This window comes from Streptomyces sp. NPDC045846 (assembly GCF_056431605.1).
This window is the reverse complement of the sequence record NZ_JBWKKJ010000001.1, coordinates 873,780-898,811: the sequence shown is the minus strand read 5'-3', so window position 1 is coordinate 898,811 and position 25,032 is coordinate 873,780. Positions and strand designations below refer to the sequence as shown.

Sequence of the window (25,032 nt, the reverse complement as noted above, 5' to 3'; positions counted from 1 at the left end):
GTGCGCCTCGCCCTCTGCACCCCCCTTGTGGTCAGCGCGGTGCTCGCGCTCGTGGCGCCCTGGGCCGGTGGCCGGCTGCCGCCGCGCATGGCGGCCTGGCTCCTGACGCTGACCTCGCTGGTCGCGGCGGTCGGCACGGCGGGCGCCCTCGGCATGATGGCGTTCACGCTCATCGGGCAGATCCCGGCCGTGGCCGCGGAGGGTGAGTGGTCGCCCGGTCTGCTGGCGGCGCACACCCCGGTCAACCGGCTGGTCGCGGCGGTCTGCGCGCTGGCCGTGGCCGGCTGTGCGGGCGCGTTGGCGGTGAGCGCCTGGCGGCAGGGCGTGGTGTGGCTGGCGGCCCGCCGCGAGTGCCGCGCGCTGCCGGCGGGCAGCGAACTGGCGGTGGTCGACGACCCCGTACCGCAGGCGTTCGCGCTGCCGGGGTCCCCCGGACGCGTCGTGGTCTCGTCCGGGATGCTGCGGGCCCTGAGCACGGACGAGCGCACGGCGCTGCTCGCGCACGAGCGGGCCCATCTGCGCCACCGCCACCATGTGTTCCTGCTGGTGCTGCGCCTGGCGGCGGCGCTCGATCCGATGCTGCGGCCGGTCGCGCGGGCCGGGGGCTTCGCGGTGGAGCGCTGGGCCGACGAGGAGGCCGGCGCCCTGGTGGGCGACCGGACGCTGGTGGCCCGGGCGGTCGCGCGGGCGGCCCTCGCGGCCAAGCGGGCGCCGCGCCACTCGCTCGCCGCGACCGGCGGTCCCGTACCGCAGCGCGTCCGGGCGCTGCTCGCTCCGCCGCCGCCCTTCCGCCGCGACCTGGTCGTGGCGCACGCGCTGCTCATGGTGATCTGCTGCTTCAGCCTGGCGCTGTCCGCCGACGACATGGACCAGCTCTTCGACACCGCCTCGCCCGGCCACGCGTACGCGGCCGGGCGGCCCCACCACCACCGTCACCACGAGGGCTGAGCCTCAGGTGGCCAGCAGGCCCCGGCCCAGCCAGTCGGAGGAGTCCCGCACGCCCGGCAGGGCGTAGAAGTAGCCGCCGCCGGTCGGGGAGATGTAGTCGACGAGCGGCTCGTCGATGAGCCGCTCCTGGGTCGCCTCGAACTGCCGCTTGACGTCCTGCTGGTAGCTGCAGAAGACCAGGCCCATGTCGAGGTTGCCGACGTTGTCGATGCCCCGGTCGTAGTTGTAACCCCGGCGCAGGAGGCGGGTGTTGTCGGTTTCCGCGGTCCTGGGGTTGGCGAGGCGTATGTGCGCGTCCATCGGGATCGCGGTGCCGTGCGGGTCCTTGGCGTAGTTGGGGATGTCGGTCTCGGTGGCGCCGTCGAGCGGGGCGCCGGTGTCCTTGCGGCGGCCGAACATCTTCTCCTGCTCGGTGAGCGAGACCCGGTCCCAGAACTCGACGAGCATGCGGATGACGCGGATGACCTGGTAGCTGCCGCCGACCGCCCAGGAGGGCTCGCCCAGCGCGTCGCCGACCCAGATCAGCCGGTCGGTCTCGCGCGCGGACTTCACGTCCGGGTTGACGATGCCGTCCTTGAAGCCGAGCAGGTTGCGCTGGGCGCCGGTGGGGCGCGGCGCGTTCTGGAAGCCGTCGATGCGCCACTTGATCTGCATGGCGCCGCGGGTGTGCCGGGCGATGTCACGCAGGGCGTGCAGGACCACGTCCTGGCGGGCGCCGCAGATCTGGAGCGAGAGGTCGCCGTGGCATTCGGCGGCCTTGAGGTTGTCGTTGGGGAAGGTCCGCATGGGCGTGAGGCGCACCGGCTTGGCCTTGGCGAGCCCGTAGCGGTCGTCGAAGAGCGAGGCGCCGACGCCGACCGTGACGGTCAGCTCGTCGGCGGGCACGACGGGCCCGAGGATGCCGTTGTCGGACGGCGGGGCGCCGACGCCGAGGTCGGCGGGGGCGCCGCCCGCGGTCAGGAAGCGGGCCCGTTCGGTGATGGTGCGCAGCAGGTCGCCGAGGTCCTTGCGGCTCTCGGCGATGACGTCGAGGGAGACGAAGGTGGCGGCCGCGGGCTGCGGGGTGAGGATGCCCGCCTGGTGGGCGCCGTGGAAGGGGACCGTGCCGCCGTCGGTGGTGGCGTCCGCGTGCGCCGGGGCCGTACCGGCCTGGCTGAGCGCGAATCCTCCGCCGGCCAGGACCGCACCGGCCGCGCCCGCGCCCAGGGCCGTCTTGACGAACGAGCGCCGTCCGGCGGGGCAACCGCCGTGCGGGGCGGGGGTTTCGGCGGGCATGTCGGGGTTCCCTTCGGGGCGTGTGGCAGGTCGTTCGGTGGGCATCAGGCGGACTTCCGGATCTCCAGGAGGTCCGGCACCGGGGCCAGGTCCTCGAGGAGCTGGCCGGTCGCGCCGTTGAGCCGGGTGCGGGCGGCGGCGTCCAGCTTGTCGACGGGCGTCCAGCTCTGGTCGTGGTGGGCGGCGTTGAGTAGCTTCTGCACCCGGTCGATGTCGCCGTCGATCCTGGGCAGGAGCCGGGCGTCGCGGGAGGCGAGCAGCGGGCGCAGGACGCCGAGGAGTTCGCGGGTGCCGGCGAGGTTGGCGTCGGCGGTGGCCAGGGAGGTTCCACTGCCCTGGTCGGCATCGCCGGTCAGCTCGAACTGGAGGGTGTTCTCCAGGATCTCGTGGGTGCGCAGCGGCAGGTCGCCCGGGTCGAAGTCCTGGGTGGGGAACGCCTTCTGGAGGCCGGCCGCGTCCTCGGCGAGGCGCGCCGCGGGGGCGGCGAGGTCGCCCGCCGACTGGCCGTGCCACAGGCCGTACTCGACGCGGTGGAAGCCCGTGAAGTCCTTGTCGTTCACGCCGTCGGGGCGGCCCGCGGTGCGCCCGTTGATCTTCTTGTCGAAGTCCTGGAAGGTGCCGTAGGCGGCGCCGAGCGAGGAGTAGGTGCGGTGCGTGGTGAGCCAGTCGGTACGGGCGGCGTCCAGGTTGCCGCCCGCGATGTCGTCGCTGAGCTGCTTGGTCTGGGCGACCAGGGTGGCGAGGTTCTGGTTCACGTAACTCTTGTACGCGGCCAGGGGCGCGGCCAGGTCGGCCTCGGAGACCGGCACGACGGCCTTGGCCGCGCCGCCGCCGCTGACGCGTACGGAGGCGGAGGTGACGGCCTTGCCTCCGGTCGGCACGCAGCGCCAGGCGTAGGAGCCGCCCGCCACGGTGGCGACGAGGTCGCGGGTGGTGCCGGGGGCGAGCCCCTCGATCTCGCCGTACACCGCGTTGCTCGCCGGGTCGATGAGGTAGACCTCGGAGGCCTTGTCGCCGGTGTTGTGCATCTGGAAGGTCTGGCGGCCCGGCTTGGGCGCGCTGAACCCCTTGCCGCACTCCTTCTCGGACACGGCGACGGTCTGGGCGTCGGCGGGCTTGGACCCGCTGAGGGCCACGACGGCGCCCGCGACGACGGCGGGTACGGCGACGACCGCGACCGGGACCACCCAGGCGGGGCGCCGCCGCGCGGGCGACCCGGTCGGCGCGGGCTCGCTCTCAGCGGGTTCCCCGGCCTTCGCGGGCTTCACGGCCGCCGTGCGCACGCCCCGGACGAACAGGGTCATCACGACGGCGAGGTAGCCGACGTAGGCGACGACCTGGAGCCAGGTCATGGTCGGCGTCAGGTTGAACACGCCCTGGACGAGGGTGCTGTACCAGGCGCCCGGGTCGATGCTCTGGCTCAGGTCGACGGCGTACGCGGACTTGCCGGGCAGCACCCCGCCCTCCTGGAGGTCCCGCAGTCCGTAGCCGAGCACTCCCGCGGCGATGACGATGAGCACGGCTCCGGTGGCGGTGAAGAACTTCGTGAGGTTGATCTTCAGGACCCGGCGGTACAGCCCCCAGCAGAGTCCGGCGGCGATGACGATGCCGACCCCGGCGCCGATCATCGGGCCCGCGGACTCACCGGCCGCGCGGGCCGTGGTCCACAGGAACAGGGCGGTCTCCAGACCCTCACGGCCGACCGCGAGGAACGAGGTGACCACGAGCATGCCCGCGCCCATGGCCAGCGCTCCGGTGACCTTCTCCTTGATCTCGCCGGAGAGACTGCGGGCCGAGCGGCGCATCCAGAACACCATCGCCGTGACGAAGGCGACGGCGACCACGCTGAGCGTGCCGCCGAAGGCTTCCTGGGCGGTCCCGGACATGCTGGCGGCGGTGAAGGTGAGCACCGCGCCGAAGCTCATCGCCAGCGCGACCGCGGCGAGCACGCCGGTCCACACCTGGGGCAGCCGGGACTTGGCCTCGGCGCGCACCAGTGTCGCGACCAGGATCGAGACGATCAGCCCTGCCTCAAGGCCCTCCCTCAATCCGATCAAGAAGCTTGGAAACGCGTCGTCCCACATGCCGTTCTCCCCAGCCCTGCAAAGGCGTGCCTCGCCTCAGTTAGCGAAGGCATACCTTAATCACAGAGCCTGTGAGGCGTCTACACGGGTGTAGTCAAGTGGTTTCCATGAGTGGCCGGGCGGCGGCCGCGGCCCCACCGGCCGGGCACGGGGCCGCGGAGACCGTCGCCCCACTGCGGGCGGCCCCCGCCCCGCGCGCGACGACCCGGGCTCCGCACCACCCCTCCCCCGCGCCCCACAGCTCGATCGTCTACAGTCGCGTAGACATTCACCGGGTGGCGATCACCCCCGGATCGGACTCATGGGCCCAACCATGCCCGGATCAGGGGTGGTTGAGGGCTGGGGCGCGCTGCGCCGGGAGGGCAGGAACGACGATGGGGCAGCCGAGCAGCGAGGCGACGACCAGGCCCGCACCACGGGGAGGGACCCGCCGGGCCGCCCGCTCGGGCGACTCCGCCTGGAGCAAGGTGCCCGAGGTCACCGTCCTGTTCTGGATCGTCAAGGTACTGACCACCGGCATGGGCGAGACCGCGTCCGACTTCCTCGGCCGCACCCTCGGCCCGATCCCGGCCGGAGGGCTCGGACTCGCGGGTCTGGTCATCGCGCTGGTGGCGCAGTTCCGCAGCGACCGGTACCGGCCGTGGACGTACTGGTCGGCGATCGTGATGGTCAGCGTGTTCGGCACGATGGCCGCCGACGTCGTGCACGTGGTGGCCGGCATTCCCTACACGGTCTCCACGGTGGCCTTCACCGTGGCGCTGGCCGCCGTCCTCATCGCCTGGTACGCCAGTGAGCGGACGCTGTCGATCCACAGCATCCGCACCCGCCGCCGCGAGGTCTTCTACTGGGCGACCGTGCTCGCGACCTTCGCGCTGGGCACCGCGGTCGGCGACCTGACGGCGGGCACGCTCAAGCTCGGCTACCTGGCGTCGGGCTTCCTCTTCGCCGCCCTGATCTCCGTGCCCGCCCTGTCCGGCCGCTTCCTCGGGCTCAACGCGGTGGCCGCCTTCTGGTGGGCCTACGTCCTGACCAGGCCGCTCGGCGCGTCCTTCGCCGACTGGATGGGCGTCCCCACCAGTCGCGACGGGCTCGGCTGGGGCACCGGCCCGGTGACGCTGGCCCTGATCGTCCCGATCGTGGCCCTGGTCGCCTACCTGGCGGTCAGCCACAAGGACACCCCGCCCGAGCAGCCCGCCTCCTGACCGCAGGCCCGCTCCCGCACTCCCCGATCTGGTGGAATGTTCAACAACATCGCGGTGTTGAGCGGGTTGCACGGCCCCGGCATCCGGGGCCCGGGACAGGACGCGCCGATGACCGCCGTACGCAGTGAAGCACCTGACAGCTACTACGAGTTCGGGACCCCCGCCGAGCGCTGGGAGCGGGCCCGGATGTTCTTCGAGGCCAAGGAGTACGTCACGGCCGCGGACATCCTGGCCGGCCTGGTCGCCGAGGTGCCCGAGCAGGTGGCGCCGCGCCTGCTGCTCGCGCGGGCCTACTACCACTCGGCCCGCCTGCGGAAGGCGGAGGCGGAACTGCGCACGGTCCTCGAACGGGACCCGGTCGAGCGGTACGCCCTGCTCATGCTGGGCCGCACCCTGGAGCGCCAGGGCCGCCCGGCCGAGGCGGCGCCGTACCTGCGGGTGGCCGCGGCCATGGCGGGCGACCTCCCCGCCCCCGGGCAGGCCTGATAGCACAGGGCGCTCCTCTGTGACGAGGGGCGCCCGTCGGGCAGCACATTCCAGCCAACTCGACTGCGCCCGGTGACAGTTCCATCACGCTGTGCGACATTGCTCCGCATGAACCAATCCGCCGTTTTCTGCACCGTCGTCCCTCCCCACATCCTCGACCGGCTCGCCCAGCACGAGGACCCCGCCCTGTACGAGCCCGCGCGCCGCACCCTGGAACATGACGCGCTGCTGCGCACCCAGCGCCGGATCACGACCGTCCGCGGCGCGGCCGCCCCCACCGGCACGCCGTCCGACAGGCCCGAGCGCACCGTCTACGACGCCGGCCACCAGGAGACGCTGCCCGGCACGAAGGTGCACGCCGAGAGTGACGGGCCCTCGGCCGACGCCACCGTCAACCGGGCGCACGCGGGCCTGGGTGCCACGTTCGAGTTGTATCTCAAGGCCTACGGGCGCCACTCCATCGACAACTCCGGGCTGCCCCTGAACGCGAGCGTGCACTACGGCGAGAAGTACGACAACGCCTTCTGGAACGGCGAGCAGATGGTGTTCGGCGACGGCGACGGCGAGCTGTTCCTCGACTTCACGCTGCCGGTCGACGTCATCGGCCACGAACTGACCCACGGCGTCACGCAGTTCACCGCGAACCTGGACTACTTCGGCCAGTCGGGCGCGCTCAACGAGTCCGTCTCCGACGTGTTCGGCTCGCTGATCAAGCAGTACGCGCTGGGTCAGAGCGCCGACCGGGCCGACTGGCTCATCGGCACGGGACTGCTCGGCCCCGGCGTCCACGGCGACGCGCTGCGCTCGATGAAGGCCCCCGGCACGGCGTACGACGACCCGCGGCTCGGCAAGGACCCGCAGCCGGCCGCCATGGACGACTACGTGAGCACGAGCCGCGACAACGGCGGGGTGCACATCAACTCGGGCATCCCCAACCACGCCTTCTACCTGGTGGCCACGGCGCTCGGCGGCAACGCCTGGGAGCGGGCCGGGAAGATCTGGTACGCCACCCTCACCGGCGGCGAGCTCGGCGCGAACGCCCAGTTCGCCGACTTCGCCCGGCTGACCGCGGCGACGGCGCGCGGCCTGTACGGCGACGGTGACGAGATCCAGGCGGTGCTCAAGGCCTGGTCCCAGGTCGGCGTGCCGGCGACCTGACGCGGGCCCGCTCCACGACCGGCCGGGCGCACGGGACCGTCGCGCGCGCCTCGTCCCGCACGTCCTCGGCATCGCAGGCGTCCGGGTCGCGCTGGGGTGCGCGGTCGATCAGCCGCCCGGCCGGTCGCAGCAGCAGGTGCACGGCGAGCACGGTGGCGGTGCCGAGCAGTGCGAGGTCGAGCCGTCCGGAGGCCGCGAGCACCCCGAGCGCCGCCGAACACCACAGGGTGGCCGCGGTGTTGAGGCCGTGGACGGAGGCGCCGTCGCGCAGGATGACGCCTCCGCCCAGGAAGCCGATGCCGGAGACGACATAGGAGGCGACGCGGGTGGGGCTGCCCGCGTCGCCGACCGCCTCGCTGTAGAGGACGAACAGGGTGGCCCCGGCGGCGACGAGGGCGTTGGTGCGCAGCCCCGCGGTGCGGGCGCGCCACTGCCGCTCGACGCCTATCAGGGCGCCGCAGCCGACGCCGACGGCGAGCCGCAGGGCGAAGTCGAAGGTGGTGAGGGTGGACACGGGGAGCTCCTCTCACCCGGCCGGTACCGGCCGGACGCGCCGGTCCGGCGGCGGGCCGAAAGGCGCTGCCGCAGGCCGGAGGGGCGTGGGGACGGGGAGTGGGGGGACCGCTGCCGGTCCGCGCCGCTGTGACTTCGCTCCATGTCCTCACCCCCTTCCCGGGCTCCAGGTCCCCCTGGGGACCACGTGCCGACCTTAGCCCCTACTTGCACATGCGCGCAAATAGATGGGCTCCCGACCGCCTCTCACTTCCCGTACACGGCCACGAAGTCCCGGGTCGCCTGGTTGTAGTAGCGCTCGGGCGGGTTCTCGAAGTCGAGGAGGTTGGTGGGCTTCGGGTCGGCCGGATCCTTCGTCGGGTCGTAGCTCATGAAGGAGGGCCAGGCGCGGTTCATGTCGAGCGGCATCGCGCGCACGGCCCCCGCCTGCTGCATGAGTTCGGCGAGGGTCCGCGCGGTGAGCGCCTGCCCGACGACCATGACGACGTCGCCCTGGGCCGTCACGCCGACCCCCGAGCGCTCCACGAACATCCGGCTCTGGTCGGTGGCGCCCCACTTGGAGTCGACGTCGATGTCGGGCACGACCCTGCCGTTGTCGACCATGAGCTCCAGGCACTGGCGGACGCCGACCACGTCGCGCGTCATCGCCATGTCCCGTCCCCACACGCCGATCCTGATCGAGCCGTCCTTGTAGAAGACCTCCGAGGCCGCGCCGTTGCGCAACTCCCCCGCCGTCTCGCCATTGAGGTAGAACCCGCCGCGCGAACCGCCGTCGGTGATCTTGAAACCGCCGTTCCACGTGGCGAGGAGGCCGGTGCGCCTGCCCTTCGGGATGGTGGGCGGCACCGAGAACGTGCCGCCGGGCTCGCGCACCCCCGGGTGCAGTTCGAAGCGGGCCTTGGCGCCGCTGATCCAGGCGACGGCCGCCTGGTAGGAGGTGTGGTCGCGGTCGGGCCGCACGTAGGTGCCCTGCACCACGGGTTCGCCGTGCGCGGCGCTCAGCACCCGCCACACGCCCTCGCCCGGCAGCGCCGGGGCGACCAGCGGCCGCATGGGCGCGCGCAGCGGGATCTCCTGGTGGTGGACCGGCACGGCCGGGGCCGTCGCCTTCATCCGGGCCAGCGCCTCGCTCGGCAGGTCGCCGCCCACCTGCGGCGGGTCGAGTTCGTACTGGAGGTTCTCCAGCTTGTCGACGACCGGACCGAGCCGGTGTTCGCGGGCCCAGCCGGCCAGTCGCGCCGCCGTGCTGTCGTCACCGGGGTAGGTCAGCGCCTCCCCCACCGAGTAGCCGAGGGTGCCGGCACAGAGCACGCCCGCCACGAGCGCGCCGCGGGTGGCCCGTCTGCGCCGCTTGAGCTGATGGGGCGTCAGTGCGCTCCGGGGCTTCCACGGCACCCGGCGCCGCCGACGGAGTGGGGGCGCGCCGGGAGGGGCCGCCGGGTCGGGTCCGCTCCGCTCGCCCTCGACGCCGCCGTCGCTCGGCCGTCCCGCCCTGTGCGCCATGTCGCCCTCTCTCGGCCTGCTCGGGACCTCGCGGCCCATCGCACGGAGGTCTCGCTCCTCCGCGGACGACAGTCGTGGATCGGCCGCCGTGCCGTTTCATAACCTAAGCGCGCTTTTCTGACATATCGACCGGGGTCGGGCGACCGGATTACCTTCTGGCCGCCGCCGACACGTCCTACGCTGAGTGAGGTGATGGGGTTTCATCCGGTCCGGATGGGGGCGGCTGCCGGTGAGCGGACCTGTCGGGCACGGCCGTAGGGACAATCTCCCGGCCGAGACGTCGAGCTTCGTCGGCCGGGCGGCCGAGCGCGCGGCCGTCGGCCGGGCACTGGCCGCCGGGCGCCTGGTGACGCTGACCGGTTCCGGCGGCGTGGGCAAGACCCGCCTGGCGCTCGCCACCGCGGCCGACGTCCGCGACCGCTTCACCGACGGGGTGTGGCTGGTCGACCTGTCGGTCCTGCGCACCGACCGCCTCCTCGCCGGAGCGGTCGCCACCGCGCTCGGCGTGCGGGAGCACACGGCCCGCCCCGAGCTGGATGTCCTGGCCGAATTCCTGGCCGCCCAGCGGGCACTGCTGATCCTCGACACCTGCGAGCACCTCGTCACGGCGTGCGCCGGACTCGTCGGCGAACTCCTGGCCGCCGCGCCCCGGCTGAGCGTCCTGGCCACCAGCCGCCAGCCCCTGGGGGTGCCGGGCGAGCGCCTCGTCGTCGTGGAACCCCTGCCGGTGCGGTCACCGCACAACGGCGGCGGGCCCGCCGATCAGGGCCAAGTCGCCGACGCGGTACGGCTGTTCACCGACCGGGCGGCGGCCAACGGCAGCGGGTTCCGGCTCACGGGACAGAACGCGGAGACCGTGCGCACGCTCTGTGACCGGCTCGAAGGAATTCCGCTCGCTCTCGAACTCGCCGCCGCACGCCTGCGGTTGCTCTCCCCGGAACAGTTGCTCACCCGCGTCGAGGACCGCTTCCGCCTGCTCGCCAGGCCCGCCGGGTCGGGCCCGCGGCGCCACGAGACCCTGCGCGGCGCCATCGGCTGGAGCCACGACCTGTGCACGCCCGCGGAGCGGCTCTTGTGGGCCCGGTTGTCGGTGTTCAACGGCGGATTCGACGCCACGCAGGCCCAACAGGTCTGCTGCGACGAGGAGTTGGCACCCGAAGCCGTTCCCGGTGTGCTGCGTTCACTGACCGCCAAGTCGATCGTGCGCGCCGAGGGGAGCGACCGGCAGCGGCGCTACAGGATCCTGGACACCGTGCGCGAGTACGGGCTCGGCCGGCTGCGGGAGCTCGGCGAGGAGGACATGCTGCGCGAGCGGCACCTCGCGTACGGCCTGCGCCTGGCACGGGCGGCCGAGCGCGCCTGGTCGGGGCCCCGCCAGCTCGCCTGGGGCGCGCGGGTCGCCCGGGACCACGACAACCTGCGGGCGGCCCTGGAGTACGCGATCGCCACCCCCGGCAAGGAGCGGCCCGCCCTCGAACTCGCCGCCCGGCTCTGGTTCTTCTGGTGCGCGTGCGGCCACCTGCGCGAGGGGCGGGACTACGTGGAGCGTGCGCTGGCGCTCGACTCCGGGCCCTGCCGCGACCGCACCCGGGCGCTGTGGGTGTGCGGGATGATCGCGAGCACCCAGGTGGACGTGCCCACCGCACGGGCTCTGCTGCTGCGGGCCGAACGGGAGGCGACGGAGCAGCACGACGCGGTCGGCCACGCCTTCGCCGTCCAGTGGCTCGGGCAGGTGGCCTTCCTCGAAGGCGACTGGCAGCGGGCGATCGATCTGCTCCGGCGGGCCCGCGACGCCCACGGCCCCTCCCCGGCGCTCAACCCCGGCCCGGTGCCCTGCCGGGTCACGCTGGCCGCGGCCTGGCTGGCCCGGGGCGCCACCGCGGAGGCGATGGCCGTTCTGGACGAGACGCGCGTCCTGTGCGAGAGATCCGGGGAGCTCTGGATGCGGGCCCACCTGGACTGGCTGCTGGCCACCGCCGACCGGGTGCGCGGCCGCTTCTCGGCGGCCGTCTCCCACGCCGGGCACGCCCTGTGGACGCAGTACGCCTTCCACGACGTCGTCGGGGTCACCGTCAACCTGGAGGTGCTCGCGGGGCTGACCGCCGCCCAGCTTCAGGGCGAGCGCGCCGCGACGCTGCTCGGCGCCGCCGACCGCGTCCGGCGCGCCTACTGCGTCAAGGCCGACGGGGCGCCGTTCCTCGCGGGCATCCGGCGCCAAGCCGCGCACACCGGCCACGAGCTCCTCGACGAGGACGGCTTCCGCACGGCGTTCGAGCGCGGCGCCGCCATGGACCTGGCCGAGGCGGTGACGTACGCGCTCGACCTGCCCGGCCCGCCGTCCGTACCCGGCGCGACCCCGGCCCCCGCCTCCCGGACCCTCAGCCGGCGCGAGACGCGGATCGCCGCCCTGATCGGCGAAGGCGCCTCCCCCCGCGCCGTCGCCGCCGAACTGGGGCTGCCGCGCGACGAGATCGAGTCCCGCCTGGCCGCCCTCCTGGGCGCGTTGAACCTCTCGGAGCCCGCGCAGCTCGCCGCCTGGGCCTCCGCCCGGCCACTCGCCGACGACGAGACCGAGGACGCCCCGTCCACCTCGTACGCGACCTAGCCGAGCGGCCCCGAAGTCGCCAACTCCTCTTCCCCTGTGGGGAGTTCGAGCTCGGGGCGGTCCCACATCACGGCGGGCGGGCGGGCCGCGACGGTGCCGACGCGCCGCGCCCCCACGCCGAGGTAGAAGCCCTCGGCGGGCGGGTGGGAGACGATCCGCACGCTGTGCAGTCCGGCGGCCCCCGCCTCGCGCCTCATGTGCTCCATGAGGAGTCGGCCGATGCCCAGGCCCTGCGCGTCGTCCGCCACGAACAGCAGGTCCAGTTCGGGCGGGCTCAGGACCAGCGCGTAGAAGCCGAGGACCCGGCCGTCCGGGCCGACGGCGACATGGACCCGATGGGTCTCGATGTAGTCCGGGCCCACCCGGTACCCGGCGATCATCGGCGCGTACGGGCCCTCGTAGGCGCTGGAGGTGCGGACCAGGCGGGTCAGCCGCTTGGCGTCGCGGGCGGTCGCCCGCCGGACACTCGTCCCGGCGCGCTCGTGGCGGCCTCCGCCCGTAACACGTGAGGTCATGAGGAGAGTATTACTCACAGGTCCGGCGTCCCTCCTCCCGGGCCGGGCCTCACGCCTGCGCCCCCGCCCGGCGCCGCAACCAGGACATCCCCGGCCGGGGTCCGGTAGTAGAGGACCGAGCGGCCCGAGCGGCGCCGCCCCACCAGCCCCGCGTCGAGCAGGATCCTGAGGTGGCGGCCCACCGAGCCGAGGCCCTGGCCGGTGAGCGCCACCAGGTGGCTCGTGCTCTTCGGGGCGTCGAGCAGCACGAGCACGCCCGCGCGAGCCGGTCCGAGCAGCGCGCCCAGGGCCTCGGGCACCGCCCGGGCGGGCTCGGCGAGCGCTCCCGCGCAGGAGTAGACGATGCCGTAGTGCCCCCGGTCGTCCCAGGTGACCCAGCAGGGGCGCGGGGTGACCGGCAGGAACAGCAGGTGGGCCGCCGAGATGTCCTGCGGCGGGCGGTCGTGCACGTTGATCTGGAGCCGGCTGTCGCCGAGCCAGCGCATCCCGGGCCGCATGTCGCCGAGCACCGCCGCCCAGCCGCCCCGGCTCAGCTGCCCGGTGCGCGCGATGATGTCGGCCTCCATGATCCGGCGCCGCCGGGGCCAGTCCGGGCACACCACCCGCGTCCACAGCCAGTCGAGCAGGTCCGCGGTGCGGTGCTGGAGATCGGGGCGGCGCAGGTCGGCGGGCAGCGCGCCGCCGATCGTCTCGGCGAGGTCGGCGTGGACGACCGCCGCCGGGGTGTCCCGGATCTCCGCCAGCTCCTCGTGGAACGACCGCTCGCCGTCGCCGGTGGGCGTCGGCACGAGATAGTCCGCCGTCCAGTGGGCGCCGCGCACGGCGCGCACGAGCCGCGCGGTGACCGGATCGCCCGTCAACCGCGCCCGGAACGCGGGCAGTTGGGCATCGAGCCAGGCCCGCTCGCCGGGGTGGCGGGCCGTCGGGTCGAGGAGCGCGAAGAGGGTGGCCGTGGTCTCGGCCAGCGGCGAGACCAGGAAGCGGCTGCCCGCGAGCGTGTCCGCGCCGACCTGCCACCACCCCATTGTTTCGCCTCCCCGCGAAACAGTAACGCCCGCGCGGCACGCACCCCGAGACTCCCCGTCATGCCCACCTACCGCGACCTCCTGCGCACCCCGGAGTTCACCGCGTTCTTCCTCGTCTGCTCCCTCCAGATCGCCGCGGCGACGGTCAGCGGCCTGGCGCTGGCCATCCTCGTCTACGCGGCGACCGCCTCGCCCCTGCTCTCGGCGCTGAGCATGTTCGGCACCTCCTTCACCCAGGTGATCGGGGCGAGCCTGCTGATGTCGGCGGCCGACCGCGTCGCACCGCGCGCCGCGACCACCGCGATCGCGCTGACCTGCGCGGCGAGCACCGCCGTGCTCGCCGTCCCGGGCCTGCCCGTCGGCGCGGTGTTCGGCGTGCTGCTCTGCCAGGGCCTGGTGACCTCGGTGGGCGGCGGCGTCCGATACGGGCTGCTCGACGAGATCCTGCCGAGGGCGCGCTACCTCCTGGGCCGCTCGGTGCTCAACATGGGCACGGGCCTCACGCAGATCTGCGGCTTCGCCCTCGGCGGCGCCCTCGTGGCCGCCCTCTCCCCGCGCGGCACCCTGCTCGCGGGCGCCGCCCTGCACGCGGTCGCCGCGGCCGTCGCCCGGCTGCGCCTCACCCGGCGCCCGCCGCGGGCCTCGGGGCGGCCCTCGGTCCGCGAGACGTGGCGCGTCAACTCCCGCCTGTGGGCGTCCGGTTCACGCCGCCGCCTCTATCTCGCCCTGTGGGTGCCGAACGGCCTGGTCGTCGGCTGCGAATCGCTCTTCGTGCCGTACGCACCCGACCACGCGGGGCTGCTCTTCGCCTCGGCGGCGCTCGGCATGCTCACCGGGGACACCGTCACCGGCCGCTTCCTGCCCCCGGGTTGGCGCACCCGGCTCCCCACCCCGTTCCTGCTGCTGCTCGCCGCCCCCTATCCGGCGCTGGCCGCGCACCCGTCCCTGCCGCTGGCCGTCGCGGCCGTGTCACTTGCCTCCGTCGGCTACGCGGCGAGCCTGCTCAACCAGGAGCGGCTGATGGCCCTGGTCCCGGACGGCATGACGGGCCAGGCCCTGGGGCTGCACACCAGTGGCATGCTCACGTTCCAGGGCGTGGGCGCCGCCCTCGCGGGCACGGCCGCCCAGCGCACCTCGCCCGGGACGGCCATGGCGGTGATGGCGGCGGCCTCGATCGCCGTGACGCTGCTGCTCGCGGCGGGATCAGGCCGAATTCGCGCTCCCCGCCGACCCGTTGAGGCCCGGACTGCCGCACCGCGGCCCGTGTCCGAGGCGTGAGGAGGGCGTGGCCGATACCGCGTGGTGTCGGCAGGACGCGGGGGGCACGGGGTAGAGAGAGGGCATGACCGACCATCTTCTGTCGCCCGCCCTCTACGTCTTAATGATCGTCCTGGTCATGAAGGTCATGGACGGGTTGCCCCAGCTCACGTTCAGTCCGCGCAGGCCGCCGAAGGTGGCGATCGGTCTCTGGCTGATCGTGGCGGTCCCCTCGCTGCTCCAGTTCGCGTTCCCGGGGATCTACGACGCCCTGCACCGCGACTCCGACAAGATCATCGACCACGGCCAGTGGTGGCGGGCGTACACCTCCTTCATGGTGCAGGACGGCGGGGTCGGCGGAACCGCGTTCAACCTCTTCGTCCTGGCCCTGATCGGCTACGCCGCCGAGCGCGTGTGGGGCACCCGCATGCTGCTGGCGTTCGTGCCGGCGCTCATGCTCGTGTTCAGCGTGGACACCTTCCTGGTCCACGGCCCGCCCGGGGGCGGCAACTCGGGCCTGACCTTCCGGCTCGCCACCAGCATCGCCGGACTCGCCCTGCTGACCCGCCCGGGGCGCCGCCACTACCTGCTCGCCGCGGCCATCGTCGTCGACGGCGCGGTCGTGCTGCTGCTCGGCGACGGCCACGGCGAGCCCATGATCACCGGCATCGTCGCGGGTCTGCTCGCGGCCCTCGTGCAGCGCCACTGGCCGCGCGTGTGGAAGCCGGTCGCGGCCGACCCGGCAGCGGTGCGACCCGGCGAGCGCGACCCCGACGACGCCCCGGAACCGGAGCGCGACCTGGAGGGCTCCTGAGTCCAACATCCTTGCGCACGGCGGAGGTTGACTGAGAGCGCACTCCAACTCGTAGCTTCGTCGGCATGACCCACTCCGAACAGCACACCCCCCAGCACGCCATCGGATCCGGATTCGGGGCCCGGAGCACCACCACGGACGTCCTGGCCGGGGCCGACCTCACGGGGCGGCTCGCGCTCGTCACGGGCGGCTACTCGGGGCTCGGCCTGGAGACGACGCGTGCGCTCGCCGGGGCGGGCGCGCACGTCGTGGTTCCCGCCCGTCGGCCCGAGGTGGCGCGGGCCGCGGTGGCGGGCCTGCCCGGCGTCGAGGTCGACGCGCTGGACCTCGCCGACCTCGACGGCGTGCGCGCCTTCGCCGACCCCTTCCTCGCCACCGGCCGCGCCCTCGACATCCTGGTCGCCGGCGCCGGGGTGATGGCCTGCCCCGAGAGGCGGGTGGGGCCGGGCTGGGAGGCCCAGTTCGCCACCAACCACCTCGGGCACTACGCGCTCGTCAACCGGCTGTGGCCGGCGCTCGCCGCGGGCGGGGCCCGGGTCGTGTCGGTCTCCTCCCGCGGCCACCAGCTGTCCGCCATCCGCTGGGACGACCCGCACTTCACCCGGGGCTACGACAAGTGGCAGGCGTACGGGCAGGCGAAGACGGCCAACGTGCTGTTCGCCGTCCACCTCGACACCCTGGGCCGGGACGCGGGCGTGCGGGCGTTCTCGCTGCACCCCGGCGAGATCAACACGCCGCTCGTCCGCCATGTGTCCGACGAGGAGCGCGTCGCCGCGGGCTGGGTCGACGAGCAGGGCAACTGGTCGCTCGACTTCAAGACCCCCGAACAGGGCGCCGCCACCCAGGTGTGGGCGGCGACCTCCCCGCTCCTCGCGGGCCTGGGCGGCGTCTACTGCGAGGACTGCGACGTCGCACAGCCCGCGGCGCCGGGCACGAGCGGGGTCGTCGGGGGCGAGCTCGACCACGACGCGCTCACCCCCGGCGTCCGCCCGCACGCCACCGACCCCGAGCAGGCCGCCCGGCTGTGGGCGCTCTCGGCCGAGCTCACCGGCGTCGACGCGTTCGCGGCCTGAGGGCCGGAGGGCTCAGCCGCGGTACGTCTCCAGAAGGCGCAGCCACACCTCGCTGATCGTCGGATACGACGGGACCGCGTGCCACAGGCGCTCCACCGGGACCTCGCCCGCGATGGCGACCGTCGCCGAGTGGATCAGCTCCCCGACGCCGGGGCCGACGAAGGTGACGCCGAGCACGACGCCCCGGTCCTCGTCGACGATCATGCGGGCCCGGCCGCGGTAGTCGTCGGCGTACAGACCGGCGCCCGCCACGCCGCTCATGTCGTAGTCGACACAGCGCACCCGGTGGCCCGCGGCCTCCGCCTCGGCCAGGGTCAGCCCGGCCGAGGCGGCCTCGGGGTCGGTGAAGACGACCTGCGGGACGGCCGCGTGGTCGGCGGTCGCGGCGTGCGCGCCCCAGCGGTCGCTCTCCAGGACCGGGGACCCGGCGGCGCGGGCCGCGATGGCCGCGCCGGCGATCCGGGCCTGGTACTTGCCCTGGTGGGTGAGGAGCGCGCGGTTGTTCACGTCGCCGACCGCGTACAGCCAGTCGCTTCCCTCGACGCGGCAGGAGTCGTCGACGGGCAGCCAGGAGCCGGGGTCGATGCCGATGGTGTCCAGGCCGATGTCGTCGGTGCGGGGCGCGCGGCCGGTGGCGAAGAGGATCTCGTCGGCCTCCAGGCGCTCGTCGCCCTCGGGGCCGCGCACCGACACCGTCACCGCGCCGGTCGACACGTTGCGTACGACATCGGTGACCGAGGTGCGGGTGCGCAGCTCGGCGCCCGCCTCGCGCAGCGCGTCGGCGACCAGCTCGCCGGCGAAGGGCTCCATCCTCGGCAGCAGCCCGTCGCCGCGCACCAGCAGGGTCACCCTGGCGCCGAGGGCCTGCCATGCGGTGGCCATCTCGACGGCCACCACTCCCCCGCCGACCACCACGAGCCGGCCCGGCACCTGCTGGGCGCTGGTGGCCTCGCGGCTGGTCCAGGGGTTCACGTCGGCCAGTCCGTCGAGGTCGGGGAGCTGGGCGCGGCTGCCCGTGCACACGGCGACCGCGTGCCGGGCGGTGAGGACGTGGTGCTCGCCCTCGGGGCTGGTGACGCTGACCTTGCGGGTGCCGTACAGGCGCCCGTGGCCGCGGTAGAGGTGGGCGCCGATGCCGTCGAGCCAGGCGACCTGGCCGTCGTCCTTCCAGTGGGAGGTGTAGGCGTCGCGGTGGGCCAGGACCGCCTGCGCGTCGAGCGGGCCCTGCACCGACTGGCGCAGTCCCGGCACCCTGCGGGCCTCCGCACGGGCGACGACCGGGCGCAGCAGCGCCTTGCTGGGCATGCAGGCCCAGTACGAGCACTCGCCCCCGACCAGCTCGCTCTCCACCACCGCACAGCTCAGGCCGGCCGCCCGCACCCGGTCGGCGACGTTCTCGCCCACCGGCCCCGCGCCCAGCACCACCACGTCGTATTCCTCGGCTTCCGTCATGGGCCCAGTCTGGTGTGCGGTGTACGCGGAGGCCACAGGGGGCACCCGCCCAGGACGGAATACCGCGTCGGCGTACGCGGTTGTGCGAGGCGGCCCCACCCCCCGGGGCCGGGAAGAGGTGTAAGTGATGGCGACTGTCGAGCTGACCAAAGAGAACTTCGACTCGGTCGTGTCCGACAACGGATTCGTGCTGATCGACTTCTGGGCCTCCTGGTGCGGCCCGTGCCGGCAGTTCGCCCCGGTGTACGAGGCCGCGTCCGAGCGCCACGAGGACCTGGTCTTCGCGAAGGTGGACACCGAGGCCCAGCAGGAGCTGGCGGCGGCCTTCGACATCCGCTCGATCCCGACGCTGATGATCGTCCGGGACAACGTGGCGGTCTTCTCCCAGCCCGGCGCGCTGCCCGAGGCCGCCCTGGAGGACGTCATCGGACAGGCCCGCGGCCTGGACATGGACGAGGTCCGCAAGTCGGTCGAGGCGGCGCAGCAGAAGTAGCCCCGCCCCCTGCCGAGTCTTCGCGCGTGGCCTCCTCCCCCGGCGGGGAGGGGGCCACCGTGCCGTCCGGGGCGGAATGCGCCATTGCTGGGCGCGGCGGGGGCGTCGGTTACCGGTCAGCCGCCCGCGCGCGGGCGCGCGGGCCCCGTGCGCACGCTGTGGCTGATGCGGGGTCAAGAGGTCAACCGGCGCCAATCCGCGGCCCGTTCACGTCCACAGGGTTCGAGCCAGGCAAGGGTCCGGGGTGTGAGGATTCGGCGGACGTAGCGTGTGCTTCCTCCTACTCTCCGTCCTCATGCGAATCACACACCTGAGGCGTTTCGGCCTCGCCGCGGCCCTCGCCTCCTCCCTCGCCCTGTTCGGCGTGAGCCAGTCGGCGAGCGCGGACACCGTCGCCGATGTCAGCTTCAGCGCCGACCAGGCATCGACGACGCCCGGCGGCACGGTCAATCTGAAGATGACCTTCACCAACAACCAGACCACCGACGTCTGGTTCGTCTACCAGTCGGTGCAGCCGACCTGGGCGACCACGCAGCGTCCGGACCTCAAGTACGCGCTCGCCTCCTGTTCCGGCGAGGGCGTGACCTGCACCGGGACCGGCACCACCTCGATCGGTGTGAACTACTCCGTCCCGGTCGCCCCCGGCACCAGCCGCACCGTCACCATCCCCGTGCAGGTGGCCGCGAACTCGGGGTGCAACGGAAACATCGCGTTCTACTCGTACGTCTACTACGAGTACAACGACAGCCAGAGCCACAAGGACGGCGTCTTCAACTCCCCGACGACACGGGTCAACTGCGCCACACCCGCCCCGGCCGGCACTCGGTAGCTCCCGGCCGACCGCCCGTAGGGGCGGTCCACGTCCGCCGGCCGGCCCCACCCCCCGGGTCGGCCGGTTTCGTGTGTCCGGCAGGCGGCCTTCGCCCTCCTCGTTCGTGTGGCCGTTTCGCTCGCATGGCCGAAAACGGGACACGGCTCTCACAGGAAAGTTGTCTGGACCATTGGTGGTTCGCGCCCGCGTGCGCCCCCTGTCCCGAAAGCGTTTACTCCGCCGGGCCGCTCAGATTTCTCCGCCCCGGCGCATCCCGCGGCGGGCGGCCGGAAGGCGCCCCACCAACCTGTGCACCGGTCTGCGCCCCATCACGACGGCCACCGTTTTTCGTCATGTTTCACAGTAGCCACTCGAAAACTCCTCGGGGACCCGCACTATGTGACGCGTCAGAGCGGAACGGCGGACCCTTCTCATCGGGGCGCGCCCGTTGCGTCGTACGTGGGGCCCGGGCAGGCAGGGGAGTCTCAACGGGCCTCCAGGGGAGGGGACTTCACCGCGTGAAGCGGAACACACACCGCGGCAGAAACATCACCGGCCTGGCGGTCGGCGGCGTTCTGCTCGCCATGGGCTTACCGGCGGCGCCGGCGTATGCGGCGACGTCCGCGCCGCGCATCGACCTGAGGGTCCTCGTCGTCTCGGACGGCGGCCCCGCCACCGAGGCCATCACCGCGGAACTGGACGGCGAGGGCACGCCGTACACCCTGGTCGATCTGGGCCAGTCGGGCCGCCCCGTGATCGACTCGGCGTTCCTCGCCGACACCGTCGACGGCGCCCCGCGGGCCAGATTCCAGGCCGTGGTGCTGCCCAACGACAACCCCTTCCCGACCGGCTCCGCCGAAATGGCCGCGCTCGCCGCGTACGAGAAGACGTACGCGATCCCGCAGGTCGACGCCTACACCTACGCGCGTCCGCAGGTCGGCCTGCAACCGGCCGCGAGCTCCGGCTACAGCGGCCCGGTGGACGGCGTCAAGGCCCAGGTGACCACGGCGGGCCGGAGCTCCGGGCCGTTCGGCTACCTCAACGGGAGCGTGCCGTTCGAGGACAACTCGCCGTCGGTGAGCGAGAGTTACGCCTTCCTCGCCCAGCCGGCCGCGGGCGCGGACTTCACCAGCTACGTCGAGGCGCCCCTGCCCGGCCGGACCGGCAACGGCAGCCTCGTCGGCGAGTACCGCCACGACGGGCGCCGGGAACTGGTCGTCACGTTCGCGTACAACCAGTACCAGGAGCAGTTCAAGCTGCTCGCCCGAGGCATGGTCGACTGGATGACGCAGAACGTGCGGCTCGGTGCCTCGCGGAACTACTTCGCGGTCCACGTGGACGACGTGTTCGCCGGTGACGACCGCTGGGACTCCACCCTCAACTGCACCCCCGGCGACGTGGACTGCCCGCCCGGACAAGGGGTCGAGGACTCGATCCGGATGACTCCGGCCGATGTGCGCAACGCCGTCGCCTGGGAGAAGTCCCGGGGCTTCACGCTCGACCTCGCCTACAACGGCGGCGGCAGCGTGGAGTACCGCGAGAACCACAACGGGACCGACGAACTCGCCGACGAACTCGTCAAGGACAAGGCCGACTTCCGCTGGGTCAACCACACCTACGACCACGCCTTCCTGGGCTGTGTGCAGGACGTCTCGGTCGTCCCCTGGAAGTGCGCGACCAACCCGGACGGTTCGACCCGCTGGGTGAGCCAGTCCGAGATATCCAAGGAGATATCCGACAACCAGCAGTGGGCGCGGGGCGTCGCACTGCCCACCGAACCGGGCGAGCTCATCACCGGGGAGCACTCGGGGATGAAGCTCCTGCCGCAGCAGCCGCAGGACAACCCGTACCTGGCCCCGGCGCTCGCCGCCAACAAGATCGACTGGCTCGGCGCCGACATGTCGCGCGACCCCGAGCAGCGCCAGGTCGGCTCCGCCTCCACCGTGGCGCGCTACCCGATCAACATCTTCTACAACGCGGGCCACGTCTCCGAGCAGGTCGACGAGTACAACTGGATCTACACCAGCCGCTCCCAGGGCGGCAGCGGGCTGTGCGACGACCTGCCCAACACCACCTGTCTTCCGGCGCCGCTCAGCACGGCCACCGGCTACACCGGCCACATCGTGCCCCTGGAGACCCAGGTCGCCCTCGGCCACGTGCTGGGCAACGACCCCCGGCCGCACTTCATCCACCAGTCCAATCTCGCCGAGGACCGGATCGCCTACCCCGTGCTCGACGGGGTGCTCGACCAGTACCAGGCCCTGTACGCGGCCAGCGCCCCGCTGGTGAACCTGCGGATGAAGGACATCGGCGCCGAGCTGCGCGAGCGCGGTGCCTGGAACACCGCGGTCAAGTCCGGCCGGGTCACCGCGTACCGGGTCGGCGACCGCGTGACCGTACAGGCCCCGGCGGGCGTGGCCGTCACCGCGACGATGCCCAACGGCACCGCTCAGGTCACCGGCGGCGCCGCCGTGGCGTTCGGCCAGGCCTACGCCGGGAGCGTGTCCGGCTGGGTGTCCCCGCAGTCCGGGCAGAGCGGCCTCACGCTGACCCTCGCCCCGGCCCCTGCCCGAGCTCTGGCACCGCAGTCCCGCCCCGCGGCGTCCGCCGCTCACGGCACGCCGCAGCGCACACCGCGCACACCGGTCCCCGACGGTGTCACCAAGCCGGTCCCGTACGCCGCCGAGCGGCGCTGACCCCGGTCCCTCAAGGCTCCGAACGCCCGCCGTCGCCGCGGCGGCGGGCCGCCGGGCCGCCTTCACCACCCACCGCTCTCTTCAGCCGCGGAGCGCTTGCATGCACGTACGACACCGCGCGCCGCGTTCCGGCGCGGCGCGGGTCACTCTGCTCACCGAGGGCACCTATCCGCACAGTCACGGCGGGGTGAGCGTCTGGTGCGACCAACTCGTCACCGGAATGCCCGACATCGACTTCGACATCATCGCGGTGACCGGCACCGGCCGGGAGCCCACCGTGTGGGAGCTTCCGCCGCACGCCTCGGAGGCCGTCTCGGTCCCCATGTGGGGCCCCGCCCCCGGCGGTCCGGCCCCGCGCGGCCGCCAGGAGCGCCGCCTGATGACGGCGTACGAACGCTTCCTGACCGCCCTGCTCGACCCCTCGGCGGAGAGCGGGTTCGCGCCCGCCCTGTACGAGATGGCCCGGGCCGCGCGGGACGGTCTGCTCAGTCCCGCGCTCCGCGGCGACCGGGCGATACGCGTCCTGACCGAGGTGTGGAACCGGCCCGGTCTCGCCGTGCGCGAGGCCCGGCCGACCCTGCACGACGCGGTCACCGCGACCGCGCTCCTGGAGCACGCGCTGCGGCCGCTCGCCGCGACACCGCCCAGCCAGGGCGTCTCGCACGCCGTCAGCGGCGGAGTGGCCGTCCTGCCCGGGCTCGTCGGGTCCGAACTCCACGGCGTACCGCTGCTGTTGACCGAGCACGGCGTCTATCTGCGCGAGCGCTACCTCGGCTACCGGACCGCCCCCTACCGCTGGCCCGTCAAGGCGGTGCTGCTCGGGTTCTTCCGGCTGCTCGCCGAGGAAACGTACCGGCAGGCCGCGCTGATCACCCCGGGCAACCAGTACAACCGGCTGTGGGAGGAGCAGGGCGGCGCCGATCCGCAGCTCATACGCACCGTCTACAACGGAGTCGATCCGGCGGCGTTCCCGCCCGCCGGACCCGAGCCCACCGCGCCAACCCTCAGCTGGGCGGGGCGAGTCGACCCGATCAAGGACCTGGAGACCCTCATCCGCGCCTTCGCGAAGGTACGCGGCGAGCTCCCCGGGGCGAGCCTGCGGCTGTTCGGCGGCACACCCCGGGGCGGCGAGGCCTACCGCGAGCGCTGTGAGGCGCTGGCCGACTCGCTCGACCAGGGCGGCGCGGTCACCTTCGAGGGCCGGGTCGACGACATCAGGGACGCCTACGCCGCGGGCAACGTGGTCATGCTGTCCAGCATCAGCGAAGGCTTCCCCTTCACCCTGATCGAGGCCATGAGCTGCGGGCGGGCCACCGTCTCCACCGACGTGGGCGGGGTGCGCGAGGCGGTCGGTCCGGCCGGTCTCGTGGTGCCGCCGCGCGATCCGAATGCGATGGCCGCGGCCGCCCTCGACCTCCTCGGCGATCCGGCGCGCCGGGCGGCGATGGGGGAAGCGGCGCGCCTTCGCGTGGTCGAGCAGTTCACCCTGCGCCAGACCGTCGACACCTTCCGGGCCATATACCTCGAACTCTCCGTACGCGGCGGGGCCGTGCCGGTGCGGCGAAGAGACGACGCCAACGCCACCACGATGGCCCTGCGCCTGGTGCCGGCCGGTCCCCCGGCCGCCGAACTGAGCCGGGTGGCCGGGTGAGCGGGCCCCTGCGTCTGGAGCCGCCCGACGGCCGCGAGGACACGCTGACGCTCCGGCTCGCCACCGAGTCCACGATGACGCTGCGCCTGCCGGGGCGCGGGCCGCGCCGGTCGGACAAGGACGCGGCGGTGGACCGGCTCGCCGCCGAACTCGCCGAGCAGATCGGGCCCGCGGTGCACGCCTACGAGGTCGCCGCCCTGCTGGAGTCCGAGGGCCTGACGGCCCAGCAGATCGCCGACGAGTACGGCCACCGCAACCTGTTCGCGCTCGCCGAGGACCTCTACCGCAGGGTGCCGCGCAGCTTTCCCGAGCCGCCCGTCGCCGCCGATCCCTGGGCACCGGACCCGGTGCGGTGCGCCCTGCGCGGCGCCCTGTTCGCGCTGCCCGGCCTCGCCTATCCGCTGACCGCGCAGCTGTGGCAGAGCGACCGCGCGGTGCTCGCCCTGGTCGTGGCGGGCCTCGTGTCGTGGGCGTGGGGGCAGGGGCTCGGCCACCGCGCCTATCTGCGGATGGCGTCCGGCCGGGCCGAGGCGGCCCGCACCCTGCTGGCGGGCGCCCCGCTCGGCGCGGTGCTCGCCTGCGTCACGGGCTTCGCGATCGTCGGGCCGAGCCGTGCCGCGTTCTTCGTGGCGGGCCAGTCCTGCTATCTGGCCGCCGCCGGGATCCTGCTGGTCCTCGCCCGCGAGCGGCTCCTGCTCGGCGCGCTGACCCCGCTGATGGCGGGGGCCGCGGCGCTGCCGTTCCGGGAGCCGGGCCCGGTGCCGCGCGTGGGCCTCAGCACGCTCACGCTGGTCCTGGTGCTCGCGGCCGTCGCCCACTGCCTGCGGGAGACGCTGAAGGAACCGGCCGCGGCCGCCGCGGCGACGCCCCGGCTCACCGCGTCGCTGCCGTACGGCCTGTTCGGACTCGCCGCCGGTGTGCTCGTGGCGTTCGCCGGGCAGCGCCATCCACTCGCGGTGATCGCGCTGACGCTCAGCATGGGGCCCGCCGAATGGCTGCTCTACCGCTACCGGGGCCTGTCGGTCGCGGCGCTGCGGGCCACGGCCACCCCGGCCGCCTTCCGGTGGCGCTCGGCCGCGGTCCTCGCGGGCTGCCTCCTGGTCTATCTGCTCCCGCTGTTCCCCGCGGCGCTGCTCACCGGGGCCGAGCCCGCGCCCCTGCTCGCGCTCGCGGCGCTGCTGTGGACCGCGCTGCTGCTCCAGGCCTTCGGCATCGCCTGGCTGCCGGCCGCCGTCAGCCTGGCCGCCGCGGCCGGCGTCGCCTCGACCGCCCTGCTGGCACCGGCCTCGGGGCCGCTCACCGAACTGCTCTGCTGTACGGCCGCCGCCATCGCCCTGACGGGCAGCACCTGGCATCTGCTCGGGCGGCCGACCGCGCACGCCTGACCTCCGCACCCGCACCCCGCCCGGCCCCGGCCGGGACACCAGCCTCACCCACCGCACCCGAATGATCACCCAATGCTGTGAACAGC

At 73.6% G+C, this 25,032-nt stretch carries 20 protein-coding genes; 13 read left to right on the top strand and 7 right to left on the bottom strand.

Annotated features, from left to right (window positions below):
- The gene (locus AC07F3_RS04015; protein WP_479110188.1) at positions 1-948 is read left to right on the top strand and encodes a M56 family metallopeptidase; all 948 of its coding nucleotides are present in this window, start codon (positions 1-3) and stop codon (positions 946-948) included.
- Between the two features lie 3 nt (positions 949-951).
- Here the strand turns inward: AC07F3_RS04015 and efeB are convergent, their stop codons facing one another.
- Together efeB and efeU are read right to left on the bottom strand one after the other, a co-directional pair.
- The gene (gene efeB / locus AC07F3_RS04010) at positions 952-2,223 is read right to left on the bottom strand and encodes an iron uptake transporter deferrochelatase/peroxidase subunit (protein WP_479110186.1); all 1,272 of its coding nucleotides are present in this window, start codon (positions 2,221-2,223) and stop codon (positions 952-954) included.
- A 44-nt stretch (positions 2,224-2,267) separates the two neighbouring features.
- Positions 2,268-4,307 carry an iron uptake transporter permease EfeU gene (gene efeU, locus AC07F3_RS04005; protein ID WP_479110184.1) on the bottom strand — a complete coding sequence of 680 codons (2,040 nt, stop codon included), beginning with the start codon at positions 4,305-4,307 and terminating at the stop codon, positions 2,268-2,270.
- 374 nt (positions 4,308-4,681) lie between these two features.
- Here efeU and AC07F3_RS04000 point away from each other — a divergent pair, with 374 nt between their 5' ends.
- The 3 genes from AC07F3_RS04000 (at position 4,682) to AC07F3_RS03990 (ending at position 7,153) form a co-directional block, all read left to right on the top strand.
- The gene (locus AC07F3_RS04000) at positions 4,682-5,509 is read left to right on the top strand and encodes a COG4705 family protein (protein WP_479110182.1); all 828 of its coding nucleotides are present in this window, start codon (positions 4,682-4,684) and stop codon (positions 5,507-5,509) included.
- A gap of 108 nt (positions 5,510-5,617) precedes the next feature.
- Positions 5,618-5,995, top strand: a complete 378-nt coding sequence (locus tag AC07F3_RS03995; protein ID WP_479110612.1) for a tetratricopeptide repeat protein — start codon at positions 5,618-5,620, stop codon at positions 5,993-5,995.
- 108 nt (positions 5,996-6,103) lie between these two features.
- On the top strand, positions 6,104-7,153 hold the full coding sequence (locus AC07F3_RS03990; protein WP_479110180.1) for a M4 family metallopeptidase: 1,050 nt from the start codon (positions 6,104-6,106) through the stop codon (positions 7,151-7,153).
- Here the strand turns inward: AC07F3_RS03990 and AC07F3_RS03985 are convergent.
- Both AC07F3_RS03985 and AC07F3_RS03980 read right to left on the bottom strand, forming a co-directional pair.
- Positions 7,116-7,667 carry an MgtC/SapB family protein gene (locus AC07F3_RS03985; protein WP_479110178.1) on the bottom strand — a complete coding sequence of 184 codons (552 nt, stop codon included), beginning with the start codon at positions 7,665-7,667 and terminating at the stop codon, positions 7,116-7,118. The two genes, AC07F3_RS03990 and AC07F3_RS03985, sit on opposite strands and share 38 nt — an antisense overlap.
- Before the next feature lie 245 nt (positions 7,668-7,912).
- Positions 7,913-9,169 carry a phosphodiester glycosidase family protein gene (locus AC07F3_RS03980; protein ID WP_479110176.1) on the bottom strand — a complete coding sequence of 419 codons (1,257 nt, stop codon included), beginning with the start codon at positions 9,167-9,169 and terminating at the stop codon, positions 7,913-7,915.
- Between the two features lie 229 nt (positions 9,170-9,398).
- Here AC07F3_RS03980 and AC07F3_RS03975 point away from each other — a divergent pair, with 229 nt between their 5' ends.
- A complete protein-coding gene (locus tag AC07F3_RS03975; RefSeq protein WP_479110174.1) occupies positions 9,399-11,774 on the top strand; it encodes an ATP-binding protein in 2,376 nt (791 codons plus the stop codon).
- Here the strand turns inward: AC07F3_RS03975 and AC07F3_RS03970 are convergent.
- Both AC07F3_RS03970 and AC07F3_RS03965 read right to left on the bottom strand, forming a co-directional pair.
- A complete protein-coding gene (locus AC07F3_RS03970; protein ID WP_479110172.1) occupies positions 11,771-12,289 on the bottom strand; it encodes a GNAT family N-acetyltransferase in 519 nt (172 codons plus the stop codon). The two genes, AC07F3_RS03975 and AC07F3_RS03970, sit on opposite strands and share 4 nt — an antisense overlap.
- A 14-nt stretch (positions 12,290-12,303) precedes the next feature.
- The gene (locus AC07F3_RS03965; RefSeq protein WP_479110170.1) at positions 12,304-13,314 is read right to left on the bottom strand and encodes an ArsR/SmtB family transcription factor; all 1,011 of its coding nucleotides are present in this window, start codon (positions 13,312-13,314) and stop codon (positions 12,304-12,306) included.
- A gap of 60 nt (positions 13,315-13,374) precedes the next feature.
- On the opposite strand from AC07F3_RS03965, the gene AC07F3_RS03960 reads away from it, so the two are divergent.
- The 3 genes from AC07F3_RS03960 (at position 13,375) to AC07F3_RS03950 (ending at position 16,458) form a co-directional block, all read left to right on the top strand.
- Positions 13,375-14,592: an MFS transporter gene (locus AC07F3_RS03960; RefSeq protein WP_479110168.1), complete on the top strand. Its 1,218-nt coding sequence runs from the start codon at positions 13,375-13,377 to the stop codon at positions 14,590-14,592.
- A gap of 64 nt (positions 14,593-14,656) precedes the next feature.
- Entirely contained in the window at positions 14,657-15,385 is a 729-nt protein-coding gene (locus AC07F3_RS03955; RefSeq protein ID WP_479110166.1) for a hypothetical protein, read from the top strand.
- A gap of 65 nt (positions 15,386-15,450) precedes the next feature.
- Positions 15,451-16,458, top strand: a complete 1,008-nt coding sequence (locus AC07F3_RS03950; protein WP_479110164.1) for an SDR family NAD(P)-dependent oxidoreductase — start codon at positions 15,451-15,453, stop codon at positions 16,456-16,458.
- Positions 16,459-16,470: 12 nt separating this feature from the next.
- On the opposite strand, the gene AC07F3_RS03945 is transcribed toward AC07F3_RS03950, so the two are convergent.
- Positions 16,471-17,910: a dihydrolipoyl dehydrogenase family protein gene (locus tag AC07F3_RS03945; protein WP_479110162.1), complete on the bottom strand. Its 1,440-nt coding sequence runs from the start codon at positions 17,908-17,910 to the stop codon at positions 16,471-16,473.
- Positions 17,911-18,037: 127 nt separating this feature from the next.
- Here AC07F3_RS03945 and trxA point away from each other — a divergent pair, with 127 nt between their 5' ends.
- The 5 genes from trxA (at position 18,038) to AC07F3_RS03920 (ending at position 24,946) form a co-directional block, all read left to right on the top strand.
- Positions 18,038-18,403: a thioredoxin gene (trxA, locus tag AC07F3_RS03940; RefSeq protein WP_479110160.1), complete on the top strand. Its 366-nt coding sequence runs from the start codon at positions 18,038-18,040 to the stop codon at positions 18,401-18,403.
- Positions 18,404-18,698: 295 nt separating this feature from the next.
- A complete protein-coding gene (locus tag AC07F3_RS03935) occupies positions 18,699-19,232 on the top strand; it encodes a hypothetical protein (RefSeq protein WP_479110158.1) in 534 nt (177 codons plus the stop codon).
- Positions 19,233-19,732: 500 nt separating this feature from the next.
- Positions 19,733-21,910, top strand: a complete 2,178-nt coding sequence (locus tag AC07F3_RS03930) for a hypothetical protein (RefSeq protein WP_479110156.1) — start codon at positions 19,733-19,735, stop codon at positions 21,908-21,910.
- A gap of 100 nt (positions 21,911-22,010) precedes the next feature.
- Positions 22,011-23,561 carry a GT4 family glycosyltransferase PelF gene (gene pelF / locus AC07F3_RS03925; protein WP_479110154.1) on the top strand — a complete coding sequence of 517 codons (1,551 nt, stop codon included), beginning with the start codon at positions 22,011-22,013 and terminating at the stop codon, positions 23,559-23,561.
- Positions 23,558-24,946 carry a hypothetical protein gene (locus AC07F3_RS03920; RefSeq protein ID WP_479110153.1) on the top strand — a complete coding sequence of 463 codons (1,389 nt, stop codon included), beginning with the start codon at positions 23,558-23,560 and terminating at the stop codon, positions 24,944-24,946. The genes pelF and AC07F3_RS03920 overlap by 4 nt, the downstream gene beginning before the upstream one ends.
- Positions 24,947-25,032 lie beyond the last annotated feature (86 nt).

Coding starts and splice junctions, on each gene's coding strand:
- AC07F3_RS03950 (WP_479110164.1), top strand. CDS start 15,451: ATGACCCACTCCGAACAGCACACCCCCCAGCACGCCATCGGATCCGGA.
- efeB (WP_479110186.1), bottom strand. CDS start 2,223: ATGCCCGCCGAAACCCCCGCCCCGCACGGCGGTTGCCCCGCCGGACGG.
- pelF (WP_479110154.1), top strand. CDS start 22,011: ATGCACGTACGACACCGCGCGCCGCGTTCCGGCGCGGCGCGGGTCACT.
- AC07F3_RS03980 (WP_479110176.1), bottom strand. CDS start 9,169: ATGGCGCACAGGGCGGGACGGCCGAGCGACGGCGGCGTCGAGGGCGAG.
- AC07F3_RS04000 (WP_479110182.1), top strand. CDS start 4,682: ATGGGGCAGCCGAGCAGCGAGGCGACGACCAGGCCCGCACCACGGGGA.
- AC07F3_RS03960 (WP_479110168.1), top strand. CDS start 13,375: ATGCCCACCTACCGCGACCTCCTGCGCACCCCGGAGTTCACCGCGTTC.
- AC07F3_RS03935 (WP_479110158.1), top strand. CDS start 18,699: ATGCGAATCACACACCTGAGGCGTTTCGGCCTCGCCGCGGCCCTCGCC.
- AC07F3_RS03970 (WP_479110172.1), bottom strand. CDS start 12,289: ATGACCTCACGTGTTACGGGCGGAGGCCGCCACGAGCGCGCCGGGACG.
- AC07F3_RS03995 (WP_479110612.1), top strand. CDS start 5,618: ATGACCGCCGTACGCAGTGAAGCACCTGACAGCTACTACGAGTTCGGG.
- efeU (WP_479110184.1), bottom strand. CDS start 4,307: ATGTGGGACGACGCGTTTCCAAGCTTCTTGATCGGATTGAGGGAGGGC.
- AC07F3_RS03965 (WP_479110170.1), bottom strand. CDS start 13,314: ATGGGGTGGTGGCAGGTCGGCGCGGACACGCTCGCGGGCAGCCGCTTC.
- AC07F3_RS03990 (WP_479110180.1), top strand. CDS start 6,104: ATGAACCAATCCGCCGTTTTCTGCACCGTCGTCCCTCCCCACATCCTC.
- AC07F3_RS03955 (WP_479110166.1), top strand. CDS start 14,657: ATGACCGACCATCTTCTGTCGCCCGCCCTCTACGTCTTAATGATCGTC.
- trxA (WP_479110160.1), top strand. CDS start 18,038: ATGGCGACTGTCGAGCTGACCAAAGAGAACTTCGACTCGGTCGTGTCC.
- AC07F3_RS03945 (WP_479110162.1), bottom strand. CDS start 17,910: ATGACGGAAGCCGAGGAATACGACGTGGTGGTGCTGGGCGCGGGGCCG.